The 10731-nt window shown below is 72.7% G+C and carries 9 protein-coding genes; 5 read left to right on the plus strand and 4 right to left on the minus strand.

The genetic code is table 11. The annotated features are described in order from the left end of the window. Window positions 1-74: 74 nt before the first annotated feature. Window positions 75-1100, plus strand: a complete 1026-nt coding sequence (locus ACZ4UU_RS02950; RefSeq protein ID WP_468036133.1) for an ATP-binding cassette domain-containing protein — start codon at window positions 75-77, stop codon at window positions 1098-1100. Then, a complete protein-coding gene (locus tag ACZ4UU_RS02955) occupies window positions 1097-1918 on the plus strand; it encodes an ABC transporter permease (RefSeq protein WP_468036134.1) in 822 nt (273 codons plus the stop codon). Before ACZ4UU_RS02950 ends, ACZ4UU_RS02955 begins: the two co-directional genes overlap by 4 nt. Window positions 1919-1942: 24 nt before the next feature. On the opposite strand, the gene ACZ4UU_RS02960 is transcribed toward ACZ4UU_RS02955, so the two are convergent. After that, on the minus strand, window positions 1943-5434 hold the full coding sequence (locus tag ACZ4UU_RS02960) for an AfsR/SARP family transcriptional regulator (RefSeq protein ID WP_468036135.1): 3492 nt from the start codon (window positions 5432-5434) through the stop codon (window positions 1943-1945). A gap of 374 nt (window positions 5435-5808) precedes the next feature. Here ACZ4UU_RS02960 and ACZ4UU_RS02965 point away from each other — a divergent pair, with 374 nt between their 5' ends. Beyond that, window positions 5809-6606 (plus strand): site-2 protease family protein, encoded by a 798-nt coding sequence (locus tag ACZ4UU_RS02965; RefSeq protein ID WP_468036136.1) that lies wholly within the window; start codon window positions 5809-5811, stop codon window positions 6604-6606. A 6-nt stretch (window positions 6607-6612) separates the two neighbouring features. Here the strand turns inward: ACZ4UU_RS02965 and ACZ4UU_RS02970 are convergent, their stop codons facing one another. Genes ACZ4UU_RS02970 through ACZ4UU_RS02980 form a run of 3 tightly spaced genes read right to left on the minus strand, consistent with a single transcriptional unit; the run spans window position 6613 to window position 8703 of the window. Next, entirely contained in the window at window positions 6613-6798 is a 186-nt protein-coding gene (locus ACZ4UU_RS02970; protein WP_468036137.1) for a hypothetical protein, read from the minus strand. A gap of 53 nt (window positions 6799-6851) precedes the next feature. Further along, a complete protein-coding gene (npdG, locus tag ACZ4UU_RS02975) occupies window positions 6852-7577 on the minus strand; it encodes an NADPH-dependent F420 reductase (RefSeq protein ID WP_468036138.1) in 726 nt (241 codons plus the stop codon). A 52-nt stretch (window positions 7578-7629) separates the two neighbouring features. After that, the gene (locus ACZ4UU_RS02980; protein ID WP_468036139.1) at window positions 7630-8703 is read right to left on the minus strand and encodes a sialidase family protein; all 1074 of its coding nucleotides are present in this window, start codon (window positions 8701-8703) and stop codon (window positions 7630-7632) included. Between the two features lie 107 nt (window positions 8704-8810). Between ACZ4UU_RS02980 and ACZ4UU_RS02985 the strand changes: the two genes are divergently transcribed. Beyond that, window positions 8811-9413, plus strand: a complete 603-nt coding sequence (locus tag ACZ4UU_RS02985; RefSeq protein ID WP_468036140.1) for a hypothetical protein — start codon at window positions 8811-8813, stop codon at window positions 9411-9413. A gap of 152 nt (window positions 9414-9565) precedes the next feature. Continuing rightward, on the plus strand, window positions 9566-10731 hold a 1166-nt coding region (locus tag ACZ4UU_RS02990), incomplete at its 3' end, for an MFS transporter (protein WP_468036141.1).

Consider the following 10731-nt stretch of genomic DNA (forward strand, 5'->3'; position numbering starts at 1 on the left):
TGGGGCGTTGCTGCTCGGGCGTTTGTCGGTGGGGTGTCGGTGGTTTGTCGGTGGGGGGTGGCACCGTCGGGGCCATGACGCGAATCGACAAGAAGCCGGGCGGTGCGAGCACGGCCGTCTCGGTGCGGGGGTTGGTCAAGCACTACGGCGAGACCAAGGCGCTGGACGGCGTGGATCTGGAGGTGCGCGAGGGCACCGTGATGGGGGTGCTCGGGCCGAACGGGGCCGGGAAGACCACCCTGGTGCGGATCCTGTCCACGCTGCTCGCGCCGGACGCCGGGAAGGCCGTCGTCGCCGGGTACGACGTCGTACGGCAGCCTCGGCAGTTGCGGCGGGTGATCGGGCTGACCGGGCAGTACGCCTCCGTGGACGAGAAGCTTCCCGGGTGGGAGAACCTGTATCTGATCGGGCGGCTGCTCGATCTGCCGCGGAAGGACGCACGCGCGCGTGCCGATGAGCTGCTGGAGCGGTTCTCGCTGACCGACGCGGCCAAGCGGCCCGCCAGCACGTACTCCGGTGGCATGCGGCGGCGGCTCGACCTGGCCGCGTCCATGATCGGGCGGCCCGCCGTGCTCTTCCTGGACGAGCCGACCACCGGCCTTGACCCGCGCACCCGCAACGAGGTGTGGGACGAGGTCAAGGCCATGGTGGGGGACGGTGTGACCGTGCTGCTGACCACCCAGTACATGGAGGAGGCCGAGCAGCTCGCCTCCGAGCTGACCGTCGTCGACCGGGGCAAGGTCATCGCGGGCGGCGGCATCGAGGAGCTGAAGGCCAAGGTCGGCGGGCGGACGCTGCGGATCCGGCCGGCCGACGCCCTCCAGCTGCGGCCCCTCGCCGCCTACCTCGACGATCTCGGCATCACCGGGCTCGCCACCACCACCGTGGACACCGAGGCCGGCACCCTGCTCGTCCCGGTGCTCAGCGACGAGCAGCTCACCGCCATCGTCGGCGCGCTCACCGCGCAGGGCGTCACGCTCGCCTCCATCACCACCGAACTGCCCAGCCTGGACGAGGTGTTCCTGTCCCTCACCGGCCACCGCGCCAGTGCCCCGCAGGACGCCCCGCCCGCCGACGCCCGCGAGGAGGTCGCCGTATGAGCGCCACCATCATCACCCCTCCCGCTCCCACGGACGACGCCCGCATCACCCTGCGCGCCCATCTGCGGCACACCGGCGCCCTCGTCCGCCGCAATCTGCTGTGGATCCGGCAGGACCCGGAGTCGATGGCCGACGCGCTGCTGATGCCGGTCATCTTCACCCTGCTGTTCGTGTTCGTCTTCGGCGGCTCGATCGGGCAGGCGCTCGGCGGCGGGCAGGAGCGGTACGTGCAGTACGTGATCCCCGGCATGATCGCGATGATGAGCATGACGCTGTCCCAGGGCGTCGGCACCGGCTTCAGCCAGGACTTCAACTCCGGTGTCATGGACCGCTTCCGGTCCCTGCCGATCGGACGCGGCTCGGTGCTCTTCGCGAAGATCTCGGTGGAGCTGCTGCGGATGCTGTTCGCGACCGCCGTACTGATGATCGTCGCCGTGGCGGTCGGGTTCGACATCACCAACTGGCCCGGCCTGTTCGCGACGGTGGCCCTGTCCACGGCGTTCGCCTCGTCGATCATGTGGGTGTTCCTCACCCTCGGCGTGATCCTGAAGAACGCGCAGTCCGTGCAGGCGATGGGCTTCCTGGTGCTGTTCCCGCTCCAGTTCGGCTCGTCGATCTTCGCGCCGACGACCACGATGCCGGGCTGGCTGCGGGCCTTCACCGACTACAACCCGCTGTCCACGCTCGCGGACGCCGCGCGCGGCCTGATGGTGGGCGGGCCGGTCGCGCACGACCTGTGGGTGACGCTCGGCTGGTCGGTGGCGATCACGGCGGTGATGGCGCCGGTCGCGATCCACAAGTTCCGGACGAAGAGCTGACGCCCGCCGGGGTGTCGGTGCGCGTCAGACGAGGGCGGCGGCCTCCTCGGGGGAGAGGCCGCCGCCCTCGGCGTACGCCGACTCGTAGGCCGCGTCCCCGAGTACCGCGCGCAGTTCGCGGGTGGCCCGCGCGCGGGTCTCGCGTTCCATGCGCGTCGGGACATGGGCGGGCGGCAGCAGCGCGTCGCCGGCACCGACGCAGAGGGCGCCGACGCGGGCGCGCCCGCCATCGTCCAGGCCGGCGAGGGCGTGGCCGGCGATGTGCAGCAACAGGGTGCGCATGCCGGGCGCGATGGCCAGGGACAGCGGGTCCCCGGCCTGCTCCAGGGCCCGGCGGACCTTGACCAGGCACTCCTCGTAGCACGCGTCGACGGCTTCGAGCCAGGCCTCCGAGCCGAGAATGAACGCGTCGAAGATGACGAAGCTGGCGACGGAGAACTGTTCGCGCAGCAGCCGGAGTTGCTCCCGCGCCTCGGGGATGCGGCCGGTCATACCGAGGTGGCCGGCGAGGAACATCCGGGCGGCCGGCATCGCCTCGTTGCGCGCGCCGTCCCGGCAGACGATCACCTCGCGCAGCAGGCGTTCTCCGCGCCCGGTCGCGCCGGCCTCCATCAGCGCGTTGCCGAGGCGGGCGTTCAGGACCGAGATCTGGGCGCGGGCGCCGAGCCGTCCGGCGCGCTCGATCGCCGCCTCGTAGTCGGCGGCGGCGGACTCCCACTCGCCCCTGCGTTCGCATGCCTCGGCGCGCGCGGCGAGGGCCTCGGCGGTGCCCCACAGGTCCCCGAGGCGCTCGTAGATCTCCAGCGCCTCGTCGGCGTCGCGGGTGGCGTCGCCCGCCCAGTCGCTGCGGTTGGCGAGCAGGTTGGCACGTGCGTGCAGGCTCGCGGCGAGCTCCCAGTCGTATCCGGGCGTCTCGCGGGAGGTGCGGACGGTGGCGTCGACGACCTCCCGCAGCCGCTCCATGTCCCCGGTCAGCATGACGGCGAAGAACCACAGCGAGCCGGGGAGCCGGCAGGTCTGCGGCATGCCCGGCTCGTAGGTGGCGGCGATGGTGCGCAGTTTGGCCTGCGCGCCGGGGGTCTGCCAGGCGTCCAGTTCGGTGTCCATGCAGGCCAGGTGCACGAGATGGACTCCGCGCCGGGCCTCTTGGAGGACCTCTCCCGTCCACGGCGGCGGGGTGTCCGTGCACCGCTCCCGCACCGGGCGCGCGCGACGGACCGGCTCGGCGAACGGGTCCGGGCCGAGGGCGTGCACCTCACGGGACCAGTTGCGCGCCTCGATCCGCAGATCGCGCATCTGCCAGTACCAGGACAGCGAAAGGACCAGGCACAGTGCCTCCTGCTCGTCGCGGTCGGCGACGGCGTGGCGCAGGGCGATCCGCAGGTTCTCGTACTCGCGTTCCAGGCGCCCGATGGCGGCGAGCTGGCCGGGGCCGCGCAGCAACGGGTCGGTGGCGCGGGCGAGTTCGCGGTAGTACGTCAGATGCGCCCGCTCCGCCCGCTGACGCCGTCCCGTCTCGTCGAGGCGCTCGCCGGCGTACTCGGCGACGGTCTCCAGCAGCCGGTAGCGCATCGCGCCGTCCGCCGACGGGGCGGCCACCACGAGGGACTTGTCGACGAGGGAGCCGAGCGTGTCGAGGGCGGCGGGCCCGCAGACGGCCTCGGCGGCCGTGAGGTCACAGCCGCCCGCGAAGACGGACAGCCGCCGCAGCACCTCCCGTTCGTCCTCGTTCAGCAGTTCCCAGGACCAGTCGACGACCGCCCGGAGGGTCTGCTGACGGGGCCGGACGGTCCGGCTGCCGGAGGTGAGGAGGCGGAAGCGGTCGTCGAGCCGGTCGGCGATCTGGCGTGCCGTCAGCATGCGCAGCCGGGCGGCGGCGAGCTCGATGGCGAGCGGGAGGCCGTCGAGACGCCGGCAGATCTCCACGCAGGCCGCCGCGGTCTCGTCGTCGGCGTCGACGCGGAAGCCGGGCCGGGCGGCCGCGCCCCGGTCGGCGAGCAGCCGCAGCGCGACGGGCTCCGGCAACGGCTCGACGGGGCGCAGCAACTCCCCCGGTACGCCGAGGGGTTCCCGGCTGGTGGCCAGCACCGTCAGCTCCGGGCAGCGCTCCAGCAGCTCCGCCACGAGACGGGCGGCGGCCTCGACGACATGCTCGCAGTTGTCGAGGATCAGCAGGATCCGGCGCTTGCCGAAGTGCTCGGCGAGCCGCTCGACGGGGTCGTCGTGCCGCTCCGACCCGGCGCGCATGGCCTCGGCGCCGGCGCCGTAGAGCACGGTCTCGCGGGCCCCGACAGCGGTGAGGACGGCCTCCGGCACCCCGTCGGGGACATCGACCGGCGCGAGCTCGGCCAGCCACACCCCGTCCGGCGCGCAGTCCCGCACGCTCTCGGCGGCCTCCTGCGACAGCCGCGTCTTCCCGGCGCCGCCGGGGCCGAGCAGGGTGACGAGCCGGGTGGTGGTGAGATCACCGCGGATGGCCTCGATGTCGGCTTCACGACCGACGAAGGAGGTGAGACGGGCGCGGAGGTTGCCCGCACCGCCCCCACCCCCGACCTGCGCGGCACCCTTCGCCCCACCGACCCCGTCCCACTCCGGCCCGCCGCCGGACGCGCCCGTGCCCGCACCAGCCGACTTGCCGGACGCACCCGCACCCGCGAACGCCGGACGGCGGGCCCCCGCGTCGGAGTCGCCGCGCGGCCAGGCCCCTTGGCCGTCGCGGGCGGCACCCGACGCACCGTGGGCGTGCCGGAGCCCGTCATGCGCCCGCGGACCGGCCTCCGCCCCGTGCGCGCTCTCCCCTGGCCGAAGCAACTCCCCATGCAGCGCGCGCAGTTCAGGCCCCAGGTCGGAACCGAGCCGGTCCGCCAGCAGTCGTCGTACGTCCTCGTAGGCGGCCAGCGCCTCCGCCGTGCGACCTGCGTCGCGCAGGGCGCGCAGGCGCAGGGCCTGGAGAGGTTCGTCCAAGGGGTGGGTGTCGCACAGGGCGGCCAGCTCGGGCAGGGACTGTTCGGGGTGGCCGAGCGCGAGGGCGGCGGTGTGGCGGGCGCGCAGTGCGCCGAGGCGCCGGGTCTCCCAGCGGGCCGCTTCGGCGGTGCGGTCGGGCAGGTCGGCGAGGGCGGGGCCGCGCCACAGGGCGAGGCCGTCATCCAGGACGACGACCGCCTTCGCCGGGTCACCGTCGGCCAACGCGCGCGTGCCCTCGCCGACGAGGCGTTCGAAGCGGTGCAGGTCGATGTCGTCGGGCGGGGCGGTGAGCCGGTATCCGCCCTCCGCGGAGGCGACGGCGTCGGCCCCGAGGGCGCGGCGCAAGCGGCCGACCAAAGCCTGCAGGGCGGCCGGGGCATCGGCGGGCGGGTCGCCGGCCCAGACCTCGTCGACCAGGAGGCCCGCGGGGACGGTGCGGCCGGGGCGCAGTGCGAGCACCGTCAGCAGCGCACGCAGCCGTGCGCCGCCGACCGGGACGACCGTGCCGTCGGGGCTGAATGCCTGCGTGGTGCCGAGGATGCGATAGCGCACTGGCCCATTGTCCCCGGTGCCCTCGGGCACGGTCACCGGGTTTCTCCCGTGCGGCGTGGTGGAGCAGGCCGGACGGCACCACTTCCTGCCCAGGAAAGATCCATACGGTTCACTGGCGGTTCGTACCACTCGGTACCCCCTTCGCCGAGCGTCGGCTGAGCATGGGGGTCACCGCCATCGGTGACGATCTGGTCCATGCCGGCATCACGGTTTGCGGAGTTCTTGACGTGGTCAAGCACCTGCAACTGCCGGGACCTACGCCCTCCCGTGCCCCCGGCTCTGGGAAACTCCCAGGTACACGATTCTGTGTTCCCATATCAACCGGCACGGTCGAGGTTCCCTCGGCTCGACCGCCACGTACCAGGAGTCCGCCCATGACCACCGCCTCTCGCACCGGCGAACAGCGGATCAGCCCTGTCTTCCTAGGAATCACCGCCGTCACGGCAGTCACCGGGTGGGCGGTGTGGACGGGCTTCGCCGCGTCGCCGGGACTAGCCGTGTTCCTCTTCGTGACCTCGGCCTGGGTGGTCTCCCTGTGTCTCCATGAGTACGCACACGCTCGTACCGCACTGCACTCGGGCGACATCACCGTGGGAGCCAAGGGCTACTTGAGCCTCAATCCTCTCGCCTACACACACGCGCTGCTCAGCATCGTGCTCCCGGTCATCTTCGTGATCATGGGCGGCATCGGCCTCCCCGGTGGCGCCGTCTTCATCGAGCGCGGGCGGATCCGGGGTCGCTGGCGGCACAGTCTGATCTCGGCCGCCGGGCCGCTGACCAACGTGCTGTTCGCCGTCGTGTGCACCGCCCCGTTCTGGCTGGACGCGCTGGACGGCGTCCCCCGGGACTTCCGGTTCGCGCTCGCCTTCCTCGCGCTGCTCCAGGTCACGGCGGCGATCCTGAACTTCCTGCCGGTCCCGGGCCTGGACGGCTACGGCGTGATCGAGCCGTGGCTGTCGCACCGGATCAAGCGCCAGGTGGAGCCGTTCGCCCCGTTCGGCCTTCTGTTCGTGTTCGCGCTGCTGTGGGTGCCGTCGATCAACAGCACGTTCTTCGACGTGATCGACACGGTGCTGCGCGGCCTGGGCATCAGCGACGTCGAGACGTACTGCGGCTACGACCTGTTCCGCTTCTGGCGGGACTCGAACGAGCTCTGCTCGATGAGCGCGTGACCTCGGTCAGCCGGTGACGGAGCCGTTCCGGGCGTCCCGGCCGCGCTTGAAGTAGTACCAGGTCATGTTCGACGAGAGCCCCGCGAGCAGCACCCACACGATCCCCAGCCAGCTGCCCTGCGCGAAGGAGACCACGGCCGCGACCACGGCCAGCACACAGACGATCAGGGCATAGACACCAAGGCGGGGCATTTCACTCGGCTCCTTCGGGGGACACTGCTACCCGGACAGTGTCCCCCATCGGCTCATACGTCCGTGACGCGCAGTCCCGCGTGTGCCTTGTAGCGCCGGTTCACCGAGATCAGGTTCGCCACCAGCGACTCCACCTGGTGGGCGTTGCGCAGCCGGCCCGAGAAGATGCCGCGCATGCCGGGGATACGGCCGGCCAGGGCCTGGACGATCTCCACGTCCGCCCGCTCCTCGCCGAGCACCATCACATCGGTGTCGATCTCGTCGATCTCCGGGTCCTGGAGCAGCACCGCCGACAGATGGTGGAAGGCGGCCGTCACCCGGGAGTCCGGCAGCAGGGCGGCGGCCTGCTCGGCGGCGCTGCCCTCCTCCGGCTTGAGCGCGTAGGCGCCCTTCTTGTCGAAGCCGAGCGGGTTGACGCAGTCGACGACCAGCTTGCCGGCCAGTTCCTCGCGCAGGGACTGAAGCGTCTTGCCGTGGCCCTCCCACGGCACGGCGACGATCACGATGTCGCTGCGCCGCGCGCACTCGGCGTTGTCGGCACCCTCGACACCGTGCCCGAGCTCGTCGGCGGCGGCCCGGGCGCGGTCGGCCGCCCGGGAACCGATGATCACCTTCTGTCCGGCCATGGCGAGCCGGTAGGCGAGGCCTTTGCCCTGCGGCCCGGTCCCGCCGAGCACGCCGACGACCAGCCCGGAGACGTCGGGGAGGTCCCAGGGGTCCTTGGCCGGGGCCTTGGCGGGGGTCCCGGCGGGCTGCTGTGCACTGTCGGTAGAGGTCATGGGCCGACTTTACGTGGGCGTACTCGACGACTTCCCCTGCCTCCCCCGGGGCTCAGGTGAGGTCCGTCACGGGGACCCGCCGGAAGGCGATGGTCTCGTACGGGCCGAAGTCGCCGGTCTCGTAGAGGAGTCCGACCGTTGCGTCGTCGATCCGTGCGAGGTCCGAGTACGCGGCGGGCAGCCCGCTCACCGTGTGCGCGGACCGCCAGGTGAGGCCGCCGTCGGTGGAGGCGCGGATGGTCATCAGGGCGCGGGCGGCGGGGTCGGCGGGGCCGGAGAAGAGCAGGACGTCGGGGTCGCGGAGCTGGAGGACGCTGCCCTCGCAGACGGGCGCGGACAGGCCGGCCTGCGGGCGGAAGGGCTTGACCAGGGTCTCGCCGCCGTCCGCGGAGTGGGCGTCGGCGCGGTTGCCGGGGGACGGGGAGTCGTTGCGGGTGTTGAAGTAGACACGGCCGTCGGGGAGTTCGGCGGCGGTGGTCTCGTTGACGTTGACGTAGCCGTCGGTGTTCTCGTCGACGTAGCCGATGCGCCAGGTGACGCCCCGGTCGTCGCTGAGGAGACAGTGCCCGCTGTTGTATCTGGCCTCGGTGCCGATGTCGTCGCCGGTGGGCGGGATCGTGTGGTTGGCGGGGACGACGACCCGGCCGGTGCTCAGCTGGATCGCGTGGCCGGGGGTGGTGGCGTACCAGCGCCAGCCCGGCCGCTTCACCTGCGCGGTGATCTCCTTCGAGCTCGACCAGGTGACGCCGTCGTCGTCGCTGTACCGCACCCAGATCCGGCGGCCGTCGGCGTCGCCGACCTCGCCGCGCAGGATGGCGGCCTCGGTGGCGGTGGCGTGGTTGCGGATGTAGACGAGCAGGATGCGGCCGGTGTCGAGGACGACGGGGGCGGGGTTGCCGGCCAGGTGCCAGTTGTTGTCGGCGACCACTCTGAGCGGGCCCCAGGTGCGGCCGCCGTCCGCGGACCGCTTCAGCACGATGTCGATGTGGCCGTGGTCGGCCGCGGACTCGACCCGGCCCTCGCAGAAGGCGAGCACCGTGCCCGCACCGCTGACCACGACGGCCGGGATACGGAAGGAGGCGTACCCCTCCTGCCCCGCACGGAAGGGAACAGTGGTCTCGGTCATCGTCGCACTCCTCGCCATGGCCGCCGGGGCCCACTGCTTCCCCGTGCCGGGCGAATTCGGGGTGAACTCCCGGTCACGAGTGGTCGGTCAGGGCAGGATGAGGTCGCATGGATGCCGTACGGGTCGCGTTGCTGCGCGAAGTACTCGCCGGAACCGAGTGGTTGGGGGCCACCCGGCGGTTCGCGGGGGCGTTGCGGGCGTCCGCTGTGGCGCACGGGGGCGGGCTGCTGGTGGTGGGCACGCCGGAGTACGAGCCGTGGCATCTCGCGGCCCACCTGGTGGACGAGGCCGCGTGGTCGGGGACGCCGGAGCTGGCCCCGACACTCGTACGACATGCCGCGCGCCCCTCGGATCCGGCCCATCTGGCGGTCGGGCTGGGCCGGTTGGCGGCGGCACGGCACGGGGAGACCCTGCTGGTGGTGTCGCCGGACGAGCCCGGGGCGCCGCTCCTGGAGCGGGTGCACGACGTGCGACGGGCCGGCGCGACGGTGTTGGCCCTCGGCACCGGCGAGGGCGAGCTGACGGCCATGGCCCACGAGGCACTGGCCGTGCCGGAGGGCGGGGAGCTGGACCTCGACACCGTGCAGCATCTGGTGAGCGCGGGGGCCGGCGAGAACGGGGTGCCCTCCGGGCGGGGGCGGGGGCGGTTTCGGGACCGTCTGTCCAGGCTGGCGGAGTCATTGACGGCGCCGCCACCGCCGCAGTGGTGACGCGCCGGATGGGGGGGTGGGCTCTGTCGTCCGGCGGTCGAATGTGCGGCTGCCGCCGCGCGGGCGCGACCGGCCACACAACCCGCACTCGGCCAGTCAGCACTCGAAATCCGGTTGCCCCCGCCACCTGCCCGCCCCGACCATGACCCCTCGTGAACCTCCGTGCCGTGCTCCCCGACCTCGCCCCCTGGCGCGCCTCGGCCGACTTCCGGCGGCTGTGGCTGGCGGGGCTCGTGTCCTCCTTCGGCAGCTTCCTGACCTTCGTCGCGCTGCCCGTGCAGATCAAGGAGCTCACCGGGTCGGCAGCGGCGGTCGGGGCGATCGGGGCCGTGGAGTTGGTGCCGTTGATCGCGTTCGGGCTGTACGGGGGTGCGCTCGCCGACGCGCTGGACAAGCGGAAGCTGATCGTGTGGACGGAGGCCGGGCAGGCGGTGCTGAGCGCGGCGCTGCTGGTCAACGCGCTGCTGCCGAGCCCCGCGATCTGGCCGCTGTACGTCGTCGCCGCCCTGTCCTCCGCGCTGGTCTCGGTCCAACGCCCCGCCCTGGACGCCCTGTTGCCCCGGATCGTGGCCCACGACCACCTCCCGGCCGCCGCCTCGCTCAACGCGCTGCGCTGGCAGGTCGGCGGGGTCGCGGGCCCGGCCCTGGCCGGCGTGGTCGTCGCGTACGCGGGCCTCGGCTGGGCGTACGGCACGGACCTGCTGACCTTCGTCGTGTCCGTCCTGTTCGCCGTCGGCCTCGCCCCCTCCCCCGCCTCACACGAGGCCGCCAAGCCGTCGCTGAGGGCCATCGCCGAGGGTGCCCGCTACGCCTGGAGCCGCAAGGAACTCCTCGGCACGTACGTCATCGACATCGCGGCGATGCTCTTCGCGATGCCGCTGGCCGTACTGCCCTTCCTCGCTGACGAGTTGAACGCCCCCTGGGCGCTGGGTCTGATGTACGCCTCCGTGCCGGCGGGCGCGATGCTGGTGAGCCTGACGAGTGGCTGGACCTCGCGGGTGCACCGGCACGGGCGGGCCGTCGTCGTGTCGGCCGCGCTGTGGGGCACGGCCATCGCCGCGGCCGGTGTCTCGGGGAACGTATGGCTGGTGCTGCTGTTCCTGACCGTCGGCGGCGCGGCCGACATGGTCAGCGGCGTCTTCCGCGGGGTGATGTGGAACCAGACGATCCCGGACGAGCTGCGTGGCCGGCTCGCCGGGATCGAACTGCTGTCGTACTCGGTGGGCCCGCAGCTCGGCCAGACCTATGTGGGCGGCGTCGCGGCCTGGCGTGGCGTGCGCACGTCCGTCTGGTCGGGCGGGCTGCTGTGCGTGGGCGC

It is taken from the genome of Streptomyces sp. NPDC028907 (genome assembly GCF_055564995.1).